At 61.3% G+C, this 20,037-nt stretch carries 20 protein-coding genes; 10 read left to right on the top strand and 10 right to left on the bottom strand.

The annotated features are described in order from the left end of the window. The first annotated feature begins 3 nt into the window (after nt 1-3). From PMI25_RS11675 to PMI25_RS11655, 5 genes are read left to right on the top strand one after another with little or no spacing between them, the layout of a single operon-like run. The gene (locus PMI25_RS11675) at nt 4-1,992 is read left to right on the top strand and encodes a heme lyase CcmF/NrfE family subunit (protein WP_007961671.1); all 1,989 of its coding nucleotides are present in this window, start codon (nt 4-6) and stop codon (nt 1,990-1,992) included. Next, a complete protein-coding gene (locus PMI25_RS11670) occupies nt 1,989-2,525 on the top strand; it encodes a DsbE family thiol:disulfide interchange protein (RefSeq protein ID WP_007961670.1) in 537 nt (178 codons plus the stop codon). Before PMI25_RS11675 ends, PMI25_RS11670 begins: the two co-directional genes overlap by 4 nt. Beyond that, nucleotides 2,522-2,992 carry a cytochrome c-type biogenesis protein gene (locus tag PMI25_RS11665; protein ID WP_007961669.1) on the top strand — a complete coding sequence of 157 codons (471 nt, stop codon included), beginning with the start codon at nt 2,522-2,524 and terminating at the stop codon, nt 2,990-2,992. The genes PMI25_RS11670 and PMI25_RS11665 overlap by 4 nt, the downstream gene beginning before the upstream one ends. Continuing rightward, nucleotides 2,989-4,191, top strand: coding sequence for a c-type cytochrome biogenesis protein CcmI (gene ccmI, locus PMI25_RS11660; protein WP_007961668.1), 1,203 nt, complete (start codon nt 2,989-2,991; stop codon nt 4,189-4,191). Before PMI25_RS11665 ends, ccmI begins: the two co-directional genes overlap by 4 nt. 24 nt (nt 4,192-4,215) lie before the next feature. After that, entirely contained in the window at nt 4,216-4,620 is a 405-nt protein-coding gene (locus tag PMI25_RS11655; protein WP_007961667.1) for a hypothetical protein, read from the top strand. Nucleotides 4,621-4,726: 106 nt separating this feature from the next. Here the strand turns inward: PMI25_RS11655 and PMI25_RS11650 are convergent, their stop codons facing one another. Further along, entirely contained in the window at nt 4,727-5,614 is an 888-nt protein-coding gene (locus tag PMI25_RS11650; RefSeq protein ID WP_007961666.1) for a LysR family transcriptional regulator, read from the bottom strand. 269 nt (nt 5,615-5,883) lie between these two features. Here PMI25_RS11650 and PMI25_RS11645 point away from each other — a divergent pair, with 269 nt between their 5' ends. Both PMI25_RS11645 and PMI25_RS11640 read left to right on the top strand, forming a co-directional pair. Beyond that, nucleotides 5,884-6,096, top strand: coding sequence for a type II toxin-antitoxin system HicA family toxin (locus PMI25_RS11645; RefSeq protein ID WP_007961665.1), 213 nt, complete (start codon nt 5,884-5,886; stop codon nt 6,094-6,096). After that, nucleotides 6,096-6,500 carry a type II toxin-antitoxin system HicB family antitoxin gene (locus PMI25_RS11640; protein ID WP_007961664.1) on the top strand — a complete coding sequence of 135 codons (405 nt, stop codon included), beginning with the start codon at nt 6,096-6,098 and terminating at the stop codon, nt 6,498-6,500. Before PMI25_RS11645 ends, PMI25_RS11640 begins: the two co-directional genes overlap by 1 nt. Before the next feature lie 55 nt (nt 6,501-6,555). Here PMI25_RS11640 and PMI25_RS11635 read toward each other — a convergent pair whose 3' ends face one another. Beyond that, complete coding sequence (locus PMI25_RS11635) at nt 6,556-7,743, bottom strand: MFS transporter (protein ID WP_007961663.1); 1,188 nt, start codon at nt 7,741-7,743, stop codon at nt 6,556-6,558. Between the two features lie 243 nt (nt 7,744-7,986). Between PMI25_RS11635 and PMI25_RS11630 the strand changes: the two genes are divergently transcribed. Continuing rightward, nucleotides 7,987-8,607: a DUF5666 domain-containing protein gene (locus PMI25_RS11630; protein ID WP_007961662.1), complete on the top strand. Its 621-nt coding sequence runs from the start codon at nt 7,987-7,989 to the stop codon at nt 8,605-8,607. A gap of 238 nt (nt 8,608-8,845) precedes the next feature. Here PMI25_RS11630 and PMI25_RS11625 read toward each other — a convergent pair whose 3' ends face one another. The 8 genes from PMI25_RS11625 to gcl form a co-directional block, all read right to left on the bottom strand. Further along, nucleotides 8,846-9,841, bottom strand: a complete 996-nt coding sequence (locus PMI25_RS11625) for a sulfate ABC transporter substrate-binding protein (RefSeq protein ID WP_007961659.1) — start codon at nt 9,839-9,841, stop codon at nt 8,846-8,848. A 105-nt stretch (nt 9,842-9,946) separates the two neighbouring features. Beyond that, on the bottom strand, nt 9,947-10,771 hold the full coding sequence (locus tag PMI25_RS11620) for an ion transporter (RefSeq protein ID WP_007961658.1): 825 nt from the start codon (nt 10,769-10,771) through the stop codon (nt 9,947-9,949). A 21-nt stretch (nt 10,772-10,792) separates the two neighbouring features. Then, nucleotides 10,793-11,707, bottom strand: a complete 915-nt coding sequence (locus PMI25_RS11615) for an urea transporter (protein ID WP_007961657.1) — start codon at nt 11,705-11,707, stop codon at nt 10,793-10,795. A gap of 199 nt (nt 11,708-11,906) precedes the next feature. After that, nucleotides 11,907-13,322, bottom strand: coding sequence for a pyruvate kinase (pyk, locus tag PMI25_RS11610; protein WP_007961656.1), 1,416 nt, complete (start codon nt 13,320-13,322; stop codon nt 11,907-11,909). Next, nucleotides 13,319-14,593 (bottom strand): glycerate kinase type-2 family protein, encoded by a 1,275-nt coding sequence (locus PMI25_RS11605; RefSeq protein ID WP_007961654.1) that lies wholly within the window; start codon nt 14,591-14,593, stop codon nt 13,319-13,321. Before PMI25_RS11605 ends, pyk begins: the two co-directional genes overlap by 4 nt. Nucleotides 14,594-14,754: 161 nt before the next feature. After that, nucleotides 14,755-15,648: a 2-hydroxy-3-oxopropionate reductase gene (locus PMI25_RS11600; RefSeq protein WP_007961653.1), complete on the bottom strand. Its 894-nt coding sequence runs from the start codon at nt 15,646-15,648 to the stop codon at nt 14,755-14,757. A 201-nt stretch (nt 15,649-15,849) separates the two neighbouring features. Then, on the bottom strand, nt 15,850-16,632 hold the full coding sequence (gene hyi, locus PMI25_RS11595) for a hydroxypyruvate isomerase (protein ID WP_007961652.1): 783 nt from the start codon (nt 16,630-16,632) through the stop codon (nt 15,850-15,852). 176 nt (nt 16,633-16,808) lie between these two features. After that, complete coding sequence (gcl, locus tag PMI25_RS11590) at nt 16,809-18,584, bottom strand: glyoxylate carboligase (protein ID WP_007961651.1); 1,776 nt, start codon at nt 18,582-18,584, stop codon at nt 16,809-16,811. A gap of 268 nt (nt 18,585-18,852) precedes the next feature. On the opposite strand from gcl, the gene PMI25_RS11585 reads away from it, so the two are divergent. Then, nucleotides 18,853-19,293 carry a GlcG/HbpS family heme-binding protein gene (locus PMI25_RS11585; RefSeq protein ID WP_007961650.1) on the top strand — a complete coding sequence of 147 codons (441 nt, stop codon included), beginning with the start codon at nt 18,853-18,855 and terminating at the stop codon, nt 19,291-19,293. A gap of 212 nt (nt 19,294-19,505) precedes the next feature. Beyond that, nucleotides 19,506-19,964 (top strand): REP-associated tyrosine transposase, encoded by a 459-nt coding sequence (locus PMI25_RS11580; RefSeq protein ID WP_007961649.1) that lies wholly within the window; start codon nt 19,506-19,508, stop codon nt 19,962-19,964. Nucleotides 19,965-20,037: the final 73 nt, after the last annotated feature.

Below are 20,037 nucleotides of genomic sequence, written 5' to 3'. Positions count from 1 at the left end.
TCGATGACGTCTGCACTGTTTATTCCTGAACTCGGTCATCTGGCGATGATTCTGGCGCTGTGTTTTGCGCTGGTGCAGGCCGTGGTGCCGTTGCTCGGCGCGTGGCGCGGCGACCGCATGTGGATGGGCTTGGCCCAGCCGGCGGCGTGGGGTCAGTTTGCGTTCCTGCTGTTTGCCTTCGGTTGCCTGACCTACGCGTTCATGACCGACGATTTTTCGGTCGGCTACGTGGCGATGAACTCCAACAGCGCCTTGCCGTGGTACTACAAGTTCAGCGCAGTGTGGGGCGCCCACGAAGGCTCGCTGCTGCTGTGGGCGTTGATCCTCGGTGGCTGGACCTTTGCGGTGTCAGTGTTCTCCCGGCAGTTGCCGCAAGTCATGCTCGCTCGCGTACTGGCGGTGATGGGCATGATCAGCACCGGTTTCCTGCTGTTCCTGATTCTCACCTCCAACCCGTTCTCGCGGATTCTGCCGCAGATTCCGGCCGACGGGCGTGACCTCAATCCGCTGCTGCAAGACATCGGCCTGATCGTGCATCCGCCGATGCTCTATATGGGGTACGTCGGGTTCTCGGTAGCGTTCGCTTTCGCCATCGCCGCACTGCTCGGTGGTCGTCTCGACGCCGCGTGGGCACGCTGGTCGCGGCCGTGGACGATTGTTGCCTGGGCCTTCCTCGGCATCGGCATCACCCTCGGTTCGTGGTGGGCGTACTACGAACTCGGCTGGGGCGGCTGGTGGTTCTGGGACCCGGTGGAAAACGCCTCGTTCATGCCATGGCTGGTCGGCACCGCGCTGATTCACTCGCTGGCGGTCACGGAAAAACGTGGGGTGTTCAAGAGCTGGACGGTGTTGCTGGCGATCGCCGCATTTTCGTTGAGCCTGCTCGGTACGTTCCTTGTGCGTTCCGGCGTGCTGACTTCGGTGCACGCGTTTGCCTCCGATCCTGAACGCGGTGTGTTCATCCTGATCTTCCTGTTGTTCGTGGTCGGCGGTTCGCTGACGCTGTTTGCCTTGCGTGCGCCGGTGGTCAAGAGTCAGGTCGGCTTCAATCTGTGGTCGCGGGAAACCCTGCTGCTGGGCAACAACCTGGTGCTGGTGGTGGCGGCGTCGATGATTCTGCTCGGCACCCTGTATCCGCTGATTCTCGATGCGATCAGCGGCGCCAAGCTGTCGGTCGGCCCGCCGTACTTCAACGCGCTGTTCATCCCGCTGATGGCGTTGCTGATGCTGGTGATGGCGGTCGGCGTGATCGTCCGCTGGAAGGACACCCCGGTGAAATGGCTGGCGAACATGCTGACCCCGGTGCTGCTCGGCAGCGTCGCGTTGGCGGTGGTGGCCGGTGTCGCTTACGGCGATTTCAACTGGGCGGTGATCGCGACGTTCCTGCTCGCCGCGTGGGTGTTGCTCGCCGGTGTGCGCGACATCTTCGACAAGACTCGCCACAAGGGCCTGATCAAAGGCCTGCCAACCCTGACCCGCAGCTACTGGGGCATGCAGATCGCGCACCTCGGCATCGCGGTGTGCGCCCTCGGTGTGGTGCTGTCGAGCCAGAACAGTGCCGAGCGCGATCTGCGTCTGGCGCCGGGCGAGTCGATGGATCTGGCCGGTTATCACTTCATCTTCGAAGGCGCCAAACACTTCGAAGGGCCGAACTTCACCTCCGACAAGGGCACCATCCGGGTGATCCGTGACGGCAAGGAAGTCAGCGTGCTGCACCCGGAAAAACGCCTGTACACCGTGCAGAGTTCGATGATGACCGAGGCCGGGATCGACGCCGGTTTCACTCGCGATCTCTACGTGGCACTCGGCGAGCCGCTGGAAAATGGCGCTTGGGCGGTGCGGGTTCACGTCAAACCGTTCGTGCGCTGGATCTGGTTCGGCGGTCTGCTGACCGGTCTGGGCGGATTGCTGGCGGCGCTGGATCGGCGTTATCGAGTCAAGGTCAAAGCCAAGGTGCGTGAAGCCCTCGGCCTGCAAGGAGCGGCTGCATGAGACGTTGGTTGATGCTGGTACCCCTGGCGATTTTCCTGCTGGTGGCGGTGTTTCTTTATCGCGGGCTGTACCTCGATCCGGCGGAGCTGCCGTCGGCGATGATCAACAAGCCCTTCCCGGAATTCAGCCTGCCGAACGTGCAGGGCGACAAGACCCTGACCAAGGCTGACATTCTCGGCAAACCGGCGCTGGTCAACGTCTGGGGCACCTGGTGCATTTCCTGCCGGGTCGAGCACCCGGTGCTGAACAAACTGGCCGAGCGTGGCGTGGTGATCTACGGCATCAACTACAAGGACACCAACGCCGATGCGTTGAAGTGGCTGGCCGAATTCCACAACCCGTACGTGCTGGATATCCGTGACGACGAAGGCTCGCTGGGTCTGAACCTCGGCGTGTACGGCGCGCCGGAAACATTCTTCATCGACGCCAAGGGCATCATTCGCGACAAGTACGTGGGTGTGATTGACGAGCAAGTCTGGCGCGAAAAACTCGCCGCCAAGTATCAGGCGCTGGTCGATGAGGCCAAGCCATGAAGCGCTTTCTTGTTGCGGTGGTATTGGGCCTGAGTCTGGCCGGCGTGGCTCACGCCGCGATCGACACTTACGAGTTCGCCAAGGAAGGTGATCGCGAGCGTTTTCGCGAGTTGACCAAGGAACTGCGTTGCCCCAAGTGCCAGAACCAGGACATCGCCGACTCCAATGCACCGATTGCCGCCGACCTGCGCAAAGAGATTTTCCGCATGCTCGGCGAGGGCAAGGACGACCAGCAGATCATCGATTTCATGGTCGATCGCTACGGTGATTTTGTCCGCTACAAACCGGCGCTCAATGCCAAGACTGCACTGCTGTGGTTCGGCCCGGCCGGTCTGTTGTTCGGTGGTCTGGTGGTCATCGCCGTGATCGTTCGCCGGCGTCGCGCGCAACGCACCGAGACCCCGCCATCGCTGTCCACCGAAGAGCGTCAGCGCCTCGACCAACTGTTGGATAAAAACCAAGAATGATTGATTTCTGGCTTGCCGCAGGGCTGTTGCTTCTGGTCGCCCTGAGTTTTCTGCTGATCCCGGTATTGCGTGGCCGTCGCGCCCAGCGTGAAGAGGATCGTACTGCCCTCAACGTTGCGCTGTATCAGGAGCGCGTCGCCGAGCTGCAAGCGCAGCAGGCCGAAGGCGTACTTGATGCGGCGCAAATGGACAGCGGTCGCGCGGAAGCGGCGCGTGAGCTGCTCGCCGATACCGAAGGCGTTGCCGCACCGCGTGTCTCGAAACTGGGCAAGCCGTTGCCGTTGTTGGCCGCGGTGCTGGTGCCGGTATTGGGCCTGGGTCTGTACCTGCATTTCGGCGCTGCCGATAAAGTCGAGCTGACCCGCGAATTCGCCCAGGCGCCGCAGTCGATGGAAGAAATGACCCAGCGTCTGGAGCGTGCTGTTGCGGCGCAACCGGATTCGGCGGAAGGCCTGTACTTCCTCGGGCGCACCTACATGGCCCAGGATCGCCCGGCGGACGCGGCGAAGATGTTCGAACGCGCCGCCAACCTGGCCGGGCGCCAGCCGGAGCTGCTCGGCCAGTGGGCACAGGCGCAGTATTTTGCCGATGGCAAGAAGTGGTCGGACAAGATCCAGGCCCTGACCGACGAAGCGCTGAAAGCCGATCCGAAAGAAGTCACCAGCCTTGGCCTGCTCGGCATCGCCGCGTTCGAGGGTGAGCGTTATCAGCAGGCAATCGATTACTGGAACCGGCTGCTGGCGCAGTTGCCAGAGGGCGACAACTCCCGCGCCGCCTTGCAGGGCGGGATCGAGCGAGCCACTGAGCGCCTGCAAGCCAGTGGCGGCAAGGTCGCCGCCGCGCCAGCAGCCAAGGTTGCCGCACTGCTCAAGGTGCGTGTCGATCTGGCCAGCGAACTCAAAGGCAAGGTGCAACCGGGCGACAGCGTGTTTATCTTCGCCCGCGCCGTTTCCGGCCCACCGGCACCACTGGCGGCCAAGCGTCTGACCGTGGCCGATCTGCCGGTGACCGTCGAACTGGGCGATGCCGATGCGATGATGCCGCAGTTGAAACTGTCGAACTTTCCTGAAGTCCAACTGGTTGCGCGCATCTCCCGTGCCGGTCAACCGACCGCCGGGGAGTGGGTAGGTCGCAGCGGCCCTCTGGCCAGCAGCACCACCGCGCCGCAAACACTGACCATCGACAGCCCGGACCAATAACCGGAACAACAGGAAAGCACCGCCATGCACAGTCTCGCCCGAATCGCAGTCATCACCATGGCCCTGGGCATGAGCGCCTGTGCGGTGCACCGACCGGAACCGACCACCAACCTGCCGCCGATCCCGCCGTCACAACCGAGCCCGACCCCATCGACCTCGCCGACCCCGGGCAAAAGCATTCCGGCCAAACCCTCCAAACCCGTGCCACGCACCTCCGCCAGCTTCGCCCCGCCACCGGGCGGCAACAGCCACTGGGACCAGAAGCTCGGCGTCTACGTCCTCGACGACCAGCCCAACACCTTCTACCGCCAGCGCACCTACTTCCGCTGGAACAACGGCTGGACCCGCTCCGTCAGCCCCAATGGCCCATGGGAAGACACCGACATCCACGGCGTGCCGCCGGGGTTGGGCAAGCAGTTCGGGCAATGATGAAAAAAACGGCGATCCATGGATCGCCGTTTTTTTGTGTGTTGCCGGGCATTGATGATGTCCCTGTAGGAGCTGGCGAAGCCTGCGATCTTTTGATCTGCTGTTTTCAAAGTTCGCTGGTCAACAACCCTTGCACATAATCCACAAACGCCCGCGCCTTCGCACTGACCATCCGCCCCGTGGGAAACACAGCCCATAAGTCCTGATCCGGCAAACGCCAATCACCCATCACCGCCTTGACCGCACCGCTCGCCAGTTCTGGCGCGAACATCCATTGCGACGCAATCGTCAGCCCCTGATCGGCCAACACGGCCGCGCGCAAACCCTCGGCGGCGCTGACGCGCAGGCGGCCGGTCAGGGTTTGCGTCTGTTGTTCGCTGCCTTGGGTGAAGATCCAGGTGGCGCCGCCGCTGAGGTTGTAGACGATGCCTTGGTGCTGATTGAGGTCGGCAGGACAGCTCGGCTCGCCGTGGCGGGCGAAGTAGCCCGGGCTGCCGAGCACCACACGGCGGCAGTCGGCGATCTTGCGCGCGGTGAGGCTGGAGTCGCTCAGCGGGCCCATGCGCAGGGCGACGTCGATGCCTTCTTCCACCAGATTGATGTTGCGGTCGTCGAGCATCAGATCGATGTTGAGTTGCGGATGCTGATCGAGAAACGGCCCCAACTGCGGCACGACGTGCAGACGCCCGAAAGTCACCGCAGCGCTGATCCGCAGGTTGCCGCGCAATCCGCCGGCGCTACCACGGGCGGCGTTATCGGCTTCGTTGGCTTCGTCGATGGCGCGTCTGGCCCGCTCGAAAAACGCCAGCCCCGCCTCGGTTGGCGTCAGGCCACGGGTCGAGCGCAGCAGCAGGCTGACCGCCAAGCGTTTCTCTAGCTGGGCGATGGTTTTCGACACGGCGGGCTGGCCGATATTCAGGCGTCGGGCGGCGGCGGAAAACGAGCCGGTTTCGACCACGCAGACGAAGGTTTCCATGGCGGCGAGGCGGTCCATCTCAGGTCCTTGCGCAATCTTCAAGCATTCAGAGGAGCCCTGTGGGAGCGAGCTTGCTCGCGAAGGCGGCGGATCAGCCAGCACATTTGTTGAATATCAGACCGCTTTCGCGAGCAAGCTCGCTCCCACAGGGAATAGGGTGCTGAGTGTAATCCGCGTCCATTCAATCACATGCGGTAAAACAACCGAACGTCGTCCTGCAGATTTATGCGCTTGAGTAAAGATAACTCTAGAGTTATTTTTATTCGGCCGAAGCAAGGAGGCGGTAGGTGCAAAGCAGGCTATTGATCAAGGAGCTGGAGGAGGCAGGCTGGACGCTGGATCGAGTCACCGGCAGTCATCACATCTTCACGCATCGTTACAACCCGTACACCATTCCCGTTCCTCACCCTAAAAAGGATTTGCCGCTGGGGACGGTCAAAAGCATCAGGAGGCGTGCCGGGTTGTACCACCCGCCAGCCAGCAACAAGGGAGATCCATAATGCAATATCCGATCTGCATCGAATGGGGTGACGACAACACCGCCATCGGTATTCAGATACCCGACATTCCCGGCGCCGTCACGGCCGGGGACACTTTCGAGGACGCCTATAACGCAGCCGTTGAAGTCGCCCATCTCATGTTGCAGGAGATGGCGGCGGACGGGGAATCGATTCCGATGCCGACGTCGGCAGCGGCGCATCGCAATAATCCGGAGTTTGCCGACATGGGCTGGGGCATGCTCGAGCTGGATATCTCGCCGTACATGGGCAAGACCGAGAAGGTCAACGTGACGTTGCCAGGCTACGTGATCCAGCGCATCGATCGCTATGTGCGTGAACACAATGTCAAAAGCCGCTCTTCGTTTCTGGCGGATGCGGCGATGGAGAAACTGGTTCGCTATTAAGCGGCATCGCTCCCACAGGCCCGGTGAGCAACCTGTGGGAGCGAGCCTGAACGCCTTACGCCGTTGCCAATGAACCACGCTGCGAAGCACTCAAAAACCGCACCAGCGCCAGCAGCGGGAACGCGCTGCCGACAATCACGATCCACAACCAGCCGCCATGCTCATACACTGCACTGGCGACCGAGGAGCCGAAGGCGCCGCCGATGAAGATGCTGGTCATGTACAGCGCGTTGAGGCGACCACGGCTTTTGGCGTCCAGCGAGTAGACTGCGCGCTGGCCGAGGACCATGTTCATCTGTACGCAGAAGTCCAGTACCACGCCGGTCACGGCCAGGCCGATCACGCTGTAGGCCGGGTGAATGAAGGCCGGCAGGAAGCTCAGGCTGGCGAACAGCATGGCCAGCAGTGAAGCGATGCGGGTGTGGCCGGCGTCAGCCAGGCGGCCGCTGATCGGCGCGGCGATGGCACCGATGGCGCCGACCAGGGCGAAGATCGCGATCTCGCTCTGCGACAGGCCATGGTTACGCGCCAACTCCAGCGGCACGGCAGTCCAGAACAGGCTGAAGGTGGCGAACATGCAACCCTGATAAAACGCGCGCTGACGCAGCACCGGTTGCTGGCGCAGCAGCGTCCACAGCGAGCCGATCAGTTGGCCGTATGTAGCGCTGTGATCCGGTTGACGCTTGGGCACGGTCAACGCCAGCACCACGCTGATCGCCGCCATCAACGCCGCAGCAATCATGAACATCGCGCGCCAGCCGAAATGGTCAGCCACTACGCTCGACACCGGTCGCGCCAGCAGGATGCCCAACAGCAGGCCACCCATGATTCCGCCGACTACCCGGCCACGGGACTCCTCCGGCGCCAGATGCGCGGCCAGCGGAATCAGGATCTGCACCGACACCGAACTGAAACCCACCAGCAACGAGATCAGCAGAAACACATTCGGCTGACTGGTGAACGCCGCGCCGAGCAGGCCGGCAATCGCCACCACGGTGGTGATGATCATCAGCCGGCGGTTCTCCAGCAGGTCGCCCAGCGGCACCAGGAAGAACAGGCCCAGCGCATAACCGATCTGCGTCAGCGAGACGATGAAGCTGGCCATGGTGTCGGAGAGGCCGATGTCCGGCGCGATCAGGCCGATGATCGGCTGCGCGTAGTAGATGTTGGCGACGATCGCACCGCAGCAGAAGGCGAACAGCAGCACCATGCCTCGGGTCATTGCGTGAGTTGTGGCGTTCATAAGGTTTCTCGATCCAGCGAAAGGGAATGCGGTGAGGCTAAGGGACGTACCGAAGCGGCGGTAGAAGCCTTGTATCGATAGCAGTTATTCCGTTGCGGAATAATTGGCTTCAGCGGCGGTGTCGTCCATCGGCGAACCTTGCGTCCGGCCGGGGAGGGCAGATGATACATTCACTTACATCTTCTTCGATAGCGGGCTTATGTTTACCGCTGCGCTTTTACTGCTCATCACCGGAGGATTGCCATGTTGCGCCAGCTGCTGCGTCACACCGCCACGATTGCCTTGATCGGCCTGCTCAGTGCCACTGCAGTGCAGGCCGCTGATGCCCCGGGTACGCGGCTCGGCGTGCGCGGCGAGATCACCGGGGTCAGCGCCGACTCGCTGAAAGTCCACGTCAACAGCGGCGAGAACGTGGTGATCCGGTTGAACCCGGACACCAAGGTACGCGCCGTCACTCTGGCCAATATCGAGGACATCAAGCCCGGCAGCTACATCGGTTCGGCCGCCATGCCGCAGGAGGATGGCACGCTCAAGGCGCTGGAAGTGCACGTATTTCCGCCGGAACTGGCCGGCAGCGGTGACGGCCATCGGCCCTTTGATCTGGCCAAGGGCAGCAGCATGACCAATGGCAGTGTCGGCGATCTGATGGTCAGTAACGGCCGGGTGCTGACCGTCAACTACAAGGGCGGGCAGCAGAAGATTCTGGTGCCGGAGGACGTGCCGATCGTCAATCTGACGCCGGGGGATCGGAGTTTGCTCAAGGTTGGGGTGAAGATTGTCAGCTTCGTCACCCAGGACGGCGACGGCACATTAACGGCGCAATCGATTTCCGCCGGCAAGGATGGCGTCACGCCGCCGATGTAAAAGCCCCTCACCCTAACCCTCTCCCGGAGGGATAGGGGACTGATTGGGGGATGCTGAAGCAATACGCCGACCTGAAACTGCGTTGCCGAATCCATCATCTATAAGGTCTTTCAGGTCGATGTAACTCGCCAGGCACCTCGGCCGGCCCCCTCTCCCTCCGGGAGAGGGCTGGGGTGAGGGCAAAACTGCCATGAAAAAGGCGACCACTGAGGGTCGCCTTTTTCATGTCCGCCAAATCTTACTGGCTGTAGATCTGATCAAAGATCCCGCCATCATTGAAGTGGGTCTTCTGCACCGAACGCCAGTCACCGAAGGTCTTTTCCACCGACAGGAAGTCGACTTTCGGGAAGCGGTCGGTGTACTTCGCCAGCACCGCCGGGTCCCGTGGACGCAGGTAGTTGGCGGCGGCGATTTCCTGGCCTTCCGGCGACCACAGGTACTTCAGGTATTCATCGGCGGCAGCGCGGGTGCCTTTCTTGTCGACCACTTTGTCGACCACCGACACCGGTGGTTCGGCTTCGGCGGAGACGCTTGGGTAGATCACTTCGAACTGATCGCGACCGAATTCGCGAGCGATCATCTCGGCCTCGTTTTCGAAGGTCACCAGTACGTCGCCGATCTGGTTGGTCATGAACGTGGTGGTCGCGGCGCGGCCACCGGTATCGAGCACCGGCGCTTGCTTGAACAGTTTGCCGACGAAGTCCTTGGCCTTGTTCTCGTCACCGCCATTTTTCAGCACGTAGCCCCAGGCCGAGAGGTAGGTGTAGCGGCCGTTGCCCGAGGTTTTCGGGTTCGGCACGATCACCTGGACGCCGTCCTTGAGCAGGTCCGGCCAGTCTTTCAGGGCTTTCGGGTTGCCTTTGCGCACGATGAACACCGTGGCGGAGGTGAACGGCGCGCTGTTGTTCGGCAGGCGGGTGACCCAGTTCTCCGGCACCAGTTTGCCGTTGTCGGCGAGGGCGTTGATGTCGGTCGCCATGTTCATGGTGATGACATCAGCCGGCAGACCGTCGATCACCGAACGCGCCTGCTTGCTCGAACCGCCAAAGGACATCTGCACGGTGATGTTTTCGTTGTGCTCGGCCTGCCAGTGTTTCTGGAACGCAGTGTTGTAGTCCTTGTAGAAATCGCGCATCACGTCATACGAGACGTTGAGCAGGGTCGGTGCGGCTTGAGCCACGCTACCAAAGGCAAGACCGGCGGCGAGAAGTGAGGCGCCAAAGAGTTTTTTCACTGCGCATTCCTTGTTGTGTCGGTGATAACGGTCGGGGGTGATACCGTTTTGCCAGCGACTATAGCCGGGCTGGCATAGTCATTTAAAGATTAAAAAGCTCTGTGCTTATTCCAGTTTATTGAACAGCGCATTACCGCACCGTGAGCAGAACGCCGCGCCATGCTCATGACTGTTTTTCTTGCACACAGGGCAGTCATGTTGCAGCTGCTCGCCGCGCATGGCATTGGCCAGCTCCGCCGTGAAAATCCCGGTGGGCACGGCGATGATCGAGTAACCGGTGATCATCACCAGCGACGAAATCACCTGGCCCAGCGGGGTTTTCGGCACGATGTCGCCGAAGCCGACGGTGGTCAGGGTCACGATAGCCCAATAGATGCCTTTGGGGATGCTGGTGAAGCCATGCTCGGGGCCTTCGATCACGTACATCAAGGTGCCGAACACCGTCACCAGGGTGCAGACGCTGACCAGAAACACCACGATCTTCTGCTTGCTGCCACGCAGCGCTGACATCAAATAGTTGGCTTGCTTGAGGTACGGGCTGAGCTTGAGCACGCGGAAGATCCGCAGCATCCGAATGATCCGGATGATCAGCAGGTACTGCGCATCGCTGTAATACAGCGCGAGGATACCGGGCACGATCGCCAGCAGATCCACCAGTCCGTAGAAACTGAAGGCGTAGCGCAACGGTTTGGGGGAGCAGTACAGGCGCAGGATGTATTCACCGAGAAAGATGAGGGTGAAGCCCCACTCGATGTACGCCAGCACATCGGCGTAGTTCTGGTGAATGCTGTCGATGCTGTCGAGCATCACCACCACCAGGCTGGCAAGGATGATCAACAGCAAGGTGCCGTCGAAGCGTCGCCCGGCGAGGGTGTCGCTCTGGAAAATCATCACGTAAAGCCGTTCACGCCAACTGTTGCTGCTGTCCATGGATAACGCCTGAATTGAAGATCAGCGCAGCCTAGGTTGATTGTCCCCCTGTGCGCAAGGCGTGGCGTCGACGGCCGCTTTGCCGAGCATCTGGATCCCGGCGCGGATCAGCCAGCCGGCGAGGATGAACGGCGCGGTCAGCGTCGCCAGGCCAATGGCAGCAAACAGCGGCGTGACCAGCAGCGCAAGGACGATGCCCACCAGCGGCAGCCACGGTTGTTGGCGCTGCGCACTGAAGGCGAGGGCGGCGAGCACCGCGTTGTAACTGCCCAGCCCCAGCAGCGCAGCAGCGGTTTCGTGGTGCAGCAGACTGGATGCGAGACCGATGGCCGACGCCAGCAATGCCCAGCAGAACGCCCGGCGATCAGCGACCAACAGGCCGATGCCGATCAACGCACCGGCCAGCGGATGACCGAGGAACATCACTTGGCCCAACCCACGCAGTTCAGCGGCGAGCAGGTTCAGCGTGTTCATCTCGATGTGCGCCATCGGCGCGGACGGTTCGGCGAACAGCAACAGGATCCAGCTGATTGCCACGAACGGCGAGGTGTATGCCGGTATGGAACGGCTGCGATACACATGCTTGAGCCATTGCTGAGTGACCATCGCACTTAGTCCGCCAGCGGCGAGAATCAGCGGCGGTAGCAGCGGTGACCAAGGGAAATACAGGCTCAGCAACAAGCCGAGCAGCACGCCGTTGTAACTGAACAATCCGGCCTGACGATCAGCCTTGGCATAGTTACGTCGCTGTGCGGTGAGCAATCCAGCGACCGCACCGAGCAGCGCGCCGGCAAACAGCACCGGCGCAGTGAGCAGGATCGCCAGCAGGCACAACAGGCCGCACAGCGGATGGCGCTGGAGGAAGATCTGACTGAAACCGTTGAGCAAAGCCTCGGCCCAGTCGGGGCAGTGGGTGTTGAAATGATTGGCAGGCATGTTGAAAAAATCTGGGCAGTTGGACAATCAAAAGGTCTTGCTTACCTGTGGTGAGGGGATTTATCCCCGATGGGCTGCGAAGCGGCCCCCAATCGGGGAGTGCGGTTTTTCTGTGAAAACCGTCACTCTCTTGAAAGCGGTGACTGCTGCGCAGTCAATCGGGGATGAATCCCCTCACCACAGGGTTCAGTCGCAATCGTCAGATCAATGTTTCGATACGTAGTGAGTTGGTCGACCCCGGCTGCCCAAACGGCACGCCGGCAGTGATCAGCAAGGTATCGCCGCGCTCGGCCATGCCTTGAGCCTGAGCGATTTCCAGCGCCGTCGAACACACCTCATCGACCTGACGCAGGCGATCATTGACCACCGAGTGAATGCCCCACGCCACGCTCAAGCGCCGCGCGGTCTGCAGGTTCGGCGTCAGGTTGAGGATCGGCGCTTTCGGTCGCTCCCGCGCGGCACGCAATGTCGAGGCGCCCGACTCGCTGTAGTTGACCAGCACCGCCACCGGCAGCACGTTGCTGATGCGGCGGATCGCGCAACTGATCGCATCGGACACCGTCGCCTCGGCTTTCGGTCGGCTGACGTCGAGTTGGGTCTGATAGTCCGGACCGTTTTCCACCTGACGGATGATCTTGCTCATCATCTGTACCGCTTCCAGCGGGTACTCGCCGGAGGCGGTTTCGGCCGAGAGCATCACCGCATCCGCGCCTTCGGCCACGGCGTTGGCCACGTCGGTGACTTCGGCGCGGGTCGGTGCCGGGGAGAAGCGCATTGACTCGAGCATCTGCGTCGCCACCACCACCGGTTTGCCGAGTTCGCGGCAGGTGCTGATGATGTTCTTCTGGATCTGCGGCACGCTTTCCGCCGGCACTTCCACGCCGAGATCGCCGCGAGCGACCATGATCGCGTCACTCAATTCGGCGATTTCGCGCAGTTGCTCAACCGCCGACGGCTTCTCGATTTTCGCCATCAGAAAGGCCTTGTCGCCGATCAGCTCGCGGGCTTCGAGAATGTCCTGCGGACGTTGCACGAACGACAGCGCCACCCAGTCCACCCCCAGCTCCAGGCCGAAGCTCAGGTCGCGGCGATCCTTGGCGGTCAGCGGGCTGAGGTCGAGCACCGCTTGCGGCACGTTCACGCCTTTGCGGTCCGACAGTTCGCCGCCATTGAGCACGGTGGTGTCGATCGCGTCGGAGTATTTGCTGACCACGCGCAGGCGTAGTTTGCCGTCATCCAGCAGCAGATCCATGCCGGCTTCCAGCGCGGCAATGATCTCCGGGTGCGGCAGGTTCACCCGGCGTTCATCGCCCGGTGTCGCATCCAGATCGAGGCGAAACGCCTGACCGCGATGCAGTTGCACCTTGCCGTCGGCGAACTTGCCGACGCGCAGTTTCGGCCCCTGCAAGTCCATCAGGATCCCCAGCGGATAGTTGAGCTGGCGCTCGACCTCGCGGATCCACTGATAGCGCTTGGCGTGGTCGGCGTGATCGCCGTGGCTGAAGTTCAGGCGGAAGATGTTGACCCCGGCCTCGACCAGTTCACGGATGTCTTCGATGCCATCGACGGCAGGCCCGAGGGTGGCGAGGATTTTGACCTTTTTATCAGGCGTCATGATTTGCAGTTCTCAAGGATCAGGATGGCGCGGAAGTCGTTGACGTTGGTGCGGGTCGGCTCGGTGACGATCAGCGCGTCGAGCGCCTCGAAGTAGCCGTAACCGTTGTTGTTATCCAGCTCGTCGCTGGCGCTCAAACCAAGGGCGGCAGCGCGGGCGTAGCTGTCCGGGGTCATGATTGCGCCGGCGTTGTCTTCCGAACCGTCGATGCCGTCGGTGTCACCGGCCAGCGCGTAGACGCCGGGCTGGCCCTTGAGGCTGTCGGTCAGGCTGAGGAGGAATTCGGCGTTGCGTCCGCCACGGCCATTGCCGCGCACGGTCACGGTGGTTTCGCCGCCGGAGAGAATCACGCACGGCGCTGCCAGTGGCTGCCCGTGGTTGATGATCTGCCGGGCGATGCCGGCGTGGACTTTCGCCACTTCGCGGGATTCACCTTCCAGATCGCCGAGGATCAGCGTGCTGAAACCGGCCTGACGGCATTTCACTGCTGCGGCATCCAGCGATTGCTGCGGGCGGGCGATCAACTGGAAATGGCTGCGGGCCAGGCTCGGATCGCCGGGTTTGACGGTTTCCGATTCCGCGCTTTGCAGCCAGTTGCGCACCGAGGCCGGGACTTCGATGCCGTAACGCTTGAGGATCGCCAAGGCTTCGGCGGAGGTGCTTGGGTCGGCCACCGTCGGGCCGGAGGCGATTACCGTTGCGAGGTCGCCCGGTACATCGGAAATCGCGTAGGTATAAACGGTTGCAGGCCAGCAGGCCTTGCCGAGGCGGCCGCCCTTGATCGCCGAGAGGTGCTTGCGCACGCAGTTCATCTCGCCGATGGTCGCGCCGGATTTGAGCAGGGCTTTGTTGATCGACTGCTTGTCGGCGAGGGTGATGCCTTCGGCCGGCAGCGCGAGCAGGGCAGAGCCGCCACCGGACAGCAGGAAGATCACGCGGTCGTCTTCACTCAGGTTGCTGACCAGTTCCAGCACGCGTTTGGCCACGGCCAGACCGGCAGCGTCCGGCACCGGGTGCGCGGCTTCGACCACTTCGATTTTTTCGCACGGAGCGCCGTGACCGTAACGGGTCACCACCAGACCGGAGACTTCACCCTGCCAGCTGCGCTCGACCACTTGCGCCATGGCAGCGGCGGCCTTGCCGGCACCGATGACGATTACCCGACCCGTGCGATCGGCAGGCAGATGGGCTTCGAGGACTTGGTTCGGATGGGCCGCGTCGATGGCTGTGGCAAACAGCTCGCGCAGCAGTTGTTGCGGATCGACCGACATGGCGGGCTCCCGGAATTCTTGTTATTCGAAAGGGCGGTAGAGATCCCTGTGGGAGCGAGCTTGCTCGCGAAAGCGATGGATCAGTCAATATCCATGTCGACTGATACTCCCTCTTCGCGAGCAAGCTCGCTCCCACAGGTTCAAGCGGTGGGGCAGTGGCTTTATTTCTTGTCGCGAATCGAGAAGTTGGCCATGTGTTCCAGACCCTTGATCAGCGCCGAGTGGTCCCAGTTGCTGCCACCGATGGCCGCGCAGGTGCTGAACACTTGCTGGGCGTTGGCGGTGTTCGGCAGGTTGATGTTCAGCTCCTTGGCGCCTTGCAGGGCCAGGTTCAGGTCTTTCTGGTGCAGGCTGATGCGGAAGCCTGGGTCGAAGGTGCCCTTGATCATGCGCTCGCCGTGCACTTCGAGGATCTTCGACGAAGCGAAACCGCCCATCAGTGCTTCACGCACCTTGGCCGGATCAGCACCGTTTTTCGAGGCGAACAGCAGGGCTTCAGCCACGGCCTGAATGTTCAGGGCAACGATGATCTGGTTCGCCACTTTCGCGGTCTGACCGTCGCCATTGCCACCGACCAGAGTGATGTTCTTGCCCATGGCCTGGAACAGCGGCAGGGCGCGTTCGAAGGCATCGGCATCGCCACCGACCATGATGCTCAGGGTCGCCGCCTTGGCGCCGACTTCACCGCCGGATACCGGGGCGTCGAGGTATTGCGCGCCTTTTTCGTTGATCTTCTTGGCGAAAGCCTTGGTGGCGGTCGGCGAGATCGAGCTCATGTCGATCACCACTTTGCCTTTGCCGATGCCGGCGGCAATGCCGTCAGCGCGGAACAGCACATCATCGACCTGTGGGGTATCAGGGACCATGACGATGATGAATTCAGCTTCCTGCGCCACTTCGCGCGGGTTGGCCAGGGCGACGGCGCCAGCGGCGACCAGGTCGGCAGGGGCGGCGTCGTGGTGCGCCGACAGGAACAGGCTGTGACCGGCTTTCTGCAGGTTCGAAGCCATTGGGTGGCCCATGATGCCGGTGCCGATAAATCCGATTTTAGCCATGAGAAAATCCTCTTGTTTTTATGTAGCCAGATAATGGGCCTGGCACACCTTGTGGCGAGGTAGCTTGCTCCCGCTGGGGGGCGAAGCACCCCTAAAACCATCCATCGCGGTGTATCAGGCAAAACCGGTGTGCAGGGTTTACGACTGCTTCGCAGCCGGGCGGGAGCAAGCTCCCTCGCCACAAGGGTTTTGCAGTGTTCGTCAGATCGCGTTGTGGGTTTTCAACCAGCCCAGACCGGCCTCAGTGGTGGTCAGCGGCTTGTATTCACAGCCAACCCATCCCTGATAACCAATCCGATCCAGGTGTTCGAACAGGAAGCGGTAGTTGATCTCACCGGTGCCCGGTTCGTTGCGCCCCGGGTTGTCCGCGAGCTGCACGTGGTTGATCTCGGCCAGGTGCGATTGCAGGGTGCGGGCCAGATCGCCTTCCATGATTTGCATGTGGTAGATGTCGTATTGCAGGAACAGATTGGCGCTGCCGACCTGCTCGCGAATCGACAGGGCTTGCGCCGTGTTGTTCAGGTAGAAACCTGGGATGTCGCGGGTGTTGATCGCTTCCATCACCAGTTTGATACCGGCCGCCTGCAGCTTGTCGGCCGCGTACTTGAGGTTGGCGACGAAGGTCTTTTCCACGGTGGCGTCGTCCACGCCCTGCGGACGAATACCGGCCAGGCAGTTGACCTGGGTGTTGCCCAGCACTTGCGCGTAGGCAATCGCCAGATCGACCCCGGCGCGGAACTCTTCGACCCGGTCCGGCAGGCAGGCGATACCGCGCTCGCCTTTGGCCCAGTCACCGGCCGGCAGGTTGAACAGCACTTGAGTCAGACCGTTGGCATCGAGCTTTGCCTTGATTTCGGCGGAGCTGAAGTCGTACGGGAACAGGTATTCCACACCACTGAAACCGGCCTTGGCGGCGGCGTCGAAACGGGCAAGGAAATCCTGTTCGGTGAACAGCATGGACAGGTTGGCTGCGAAACGCGGCATGGTGGTCTCCCGTAAATCTTGTGAGGTTCCCCTTGTAGGAGCGAGCCTGTGTGGTGAGGGAGCTTGCTCCCGCTGGGGCGCGCAGCGGCCCCAAAAGCGTTACGACTGCTTCGCAGCCGAGCGGGAGCAAGCTCCCTCGCCACATGGCTAGCTCCCACAAGGAGAGCGGTCAGCGGTTAATCAAGCAGCGAAATCGCCGTTGGCGCGTCGTTGCCGACCAGCGCCAGGTCTTCGAATTCGTTGACGGCGTTGATCTCGGTCCCCATGGAGATGTTGGTTACACGCTCCAGGATGATTTCGACGATCACCGGCACCTTGAACTCTTCGATCAGCTCTTCGGCCTTGCGCAGGGCAGGGGCGATGTCCGCCGGTTCGAACACACGCAGTGCCTTGCAGCCAAGGCCTTCGGCAACTGCGACGTGGTCGACACCGTAACCGTTGAGTTCCGGTGCGTTCAGGTTATCGAAGGACAGCTGCACGCAGTAGTCCATTTCGAACCCGCGCTGGGCCTGACGGATCAGCCCCAGGTACGAGTTGTTCACCACGACGTGGATGTAAGGCAGTTTGAACTGAGCGCCGACCGCCAGTTCTTCGATCATGAACTGGAAGTCATAGTCCCCCGACAGGGCCACGACTTTACGGTTCGGATCGGCCTTGACCACGCCCAGCGCTGCCGGAATGGTCCAGCCCAGCGGGCCGGCCTGACCGCAGTTGATCCAGTGACGCGGCTTGTAGACGTGCAGGAACTGCGCGCCGGCAATCTGCGACAGACCAATGGTGCTGACGTAGCAGGTGTCTTTGCCGAACACCTGGTTCATTTCTTCGTAAACGCGCTGCGGCTTGACCGGCACGTTGTCGAAGTGGGTCTTGCGCTGCAGGCTGGCCTTGCGCTGCTGGCAATCCTGCAGCCAGGCAGAGCGGTTTTTCAGCTTGCCGGCGGCTTGCCATTCACGGGCGACTTCGATGAACACGGTCAGCGCGGCGGCGGCGTCGGAAACGATGCCCAGATCCGGGGTGAACACGCGGCCGATCTGCGTGCCTTCAATATCGACGTGAATGAACTTGCGCCCTTCGGTGTAGACGTCGACCGAACCGGTGTGACGGTTGGCCCAACGGTTGCCGATACCCAGCACCACGTCGGATTTCAGCAGCGTGGCGTTGCCGTAACGGTGCGACGTCTGCAGACCGACCATGCCGACCATCAGCGGATGATCGTCAGGGATGGTGCCCCAGCCCATCAGGGTCGGGATCACCGGAATACCGGTCAGCTCGGCGAACTCCACCAGCAGATCGCTGGCGTCGGCGTTGATGATGCCGCCACCGGCCACCAGCAATGGGCGCTCGGCCTGATCCAGCAAAGCCAGCGCCTTCTCGACCTGAACGCGGGTCGCGGTCGGTTTGGCCAGCGGCAGTGGCTGGTAAGCGTCGATGTCGAATTCGATTTCAGCCATCTGCACGTCGAACGGCAGGTCGATCAGCACCGGGCCTGGACGACCGGAGCGCATTTCGTAGAAGGCTTTCTGGAACGCGTAAGGCACCTGGCCCGGCTCCAGAACCGTGGTCGCCCACTTGGTGACGGGCTTGACGATGCTGGTGATGTCGACGGCCTGGAAGTCTTCCTTGTGCATACGGGCGCGGGGTGCCTGGCCGGTAATGCAGAGGATCGGGATCGAGTCGGCCGAGGCGCTGTAGAGCCCGGTGACCATGTCGGTACCGGCCGGGCCGGACGTACCGATGCACACGCCGATGTTGCCGGCCTTGGTGCGGGTGTAACCCTCGGCCATGTGCGACGCGCCTTCGACGTGGCGAGCGAGGACGTGATCGATGCCACCGACTTTTTTCAGTGCGGAGTACAGCGGGTTGATCGCAGCACCCGGAATGCCAAAAGCGGTATCAACCCCTTCACGGCGCATCACCAGAACGGCGGCTTCGATTGCTCTCATTTTGCTCATGGTTTTGTGCCTCTTTACGTTTTGTAATTGTATACAAGTGGCTTTGCGCAGAGTGTATTCACGGCGGACGGCGCAGGTCAATCCATTTTCTCAAGCGCCTGTTTCATTCGTCGGAAGCCGTTTCTACTGTGGCTTTTCGTCGCATGTGGCGCTTTTCGAGAATTATTGTATACAAAAAAATAATTCATTGTGTTCTATTTGTGGCATCGGGCTGCGGCACTTGAGCGCAGCCCCACGACTTTCCCAATAACAAAATGAGGACGGCACCATGAGCGCTTTAACCTTGAAAGTCGCAGTCAACCTGGTCGAACAGGCCATCACTACCGGGCGCGGGATCAACGCCGCACCGCTGACCATCGCGGTACTCGACACCGGCGGCCACCTGATCACCCTGCAACGCGAAGACGGCGCCAGCCTGTTGCGCCCCAACATCGCCATCGGCAAGGCCTGGGGCGCCATCGCCCTGGGCAAGGGCTCACGCCTGCTGGCACTGGACGCGCAACAACGCCCGGCCTTCATCGCCGCACTCAACAGCATGGGCCAGGGCAGCGTCGTCCCGGCCCCGGGCGGGGTGCTGATTCGTGATCAGGCGGGGAATGTGCTGGGCGCGATCGGGATCAGCGGCGATCTGTCGGATATTGATGAGCAGGTGGCGATCAAAGCGGTGGAGGCGCTGGATTTGCGGGCGGATGCGGGGGTGGTGGCTTAATCCCTAGCGCCTGATTAATCGCCTTCGCGAGCAGGCTCACTCCCACATTGGATTTGTGTTTAGACACAAAATGTCTTAATACCCGAGTCCCCTGTGGGAGCGAGCCTGCTCGCGAAGGCGATCTTCCGTACACATCTTGCTAAAAGTCTGACGCTTGCTCGGAAATTCACTGAACTAGCCTTTTCATCATCAGGACATGAAAAGGCAAAGGAATGCTGGATCTATCTGCTTCAAATCGTTTGCGCATTTGTCGCTACTCCGAACAAAACCGCATCTACCTACTGACTACCAATACGGCGCGAAGGCAGCCTGTTTTCAGCGACATTGAACTGGGTCGATTGGTCGCCAGCCAATTTCGCGTCGCAGAGGCGATGGGGTTTGCCAATTCGTTGGCTTGGGTCGTCATGCCAGATCATTTTCATTGGCTGATTGAATTGAAGCGTGGTTCGCTCAGCGAGTTGATGCAGCGTACAAAATCCCTCAGCACCAAAGCCGTGAATCTCTCGACGGGTCGAAAGACCAGTCTTTGGCAATCTGGCTTTCATGATCGTGCATTGCGCAGAGAAGAAGATCTGGTGAAGTTGGCTCGGTATATCGTGGCCAACCCGTTGCGGGCTGGTCTAGTGCAGAAGCTTGGCGACTATCCGCTGTGGGATGCGATTTGGGGTTGAGCTGATATCGAGTTGCTGCCATTCGCGAGCAGGCTCGCTCCCACATTGGATATTCGCCGGTTATAAATCTCTT

This window comes from Pseudomonas sp. GM30 (genome assembly GCF_000282275.2).
Classification (GTDB): Bacteria; Pseudomonadota; Gammaproteobacteria; order Pseudomonadales; family Pseudomonadaceae; genus Aquipseudomonas.
The sequence above is the reverse complement of the archived record's forward strand: the minus strand, read 5'-3'. Positions and strand labels throughout refer to the sequence as shown.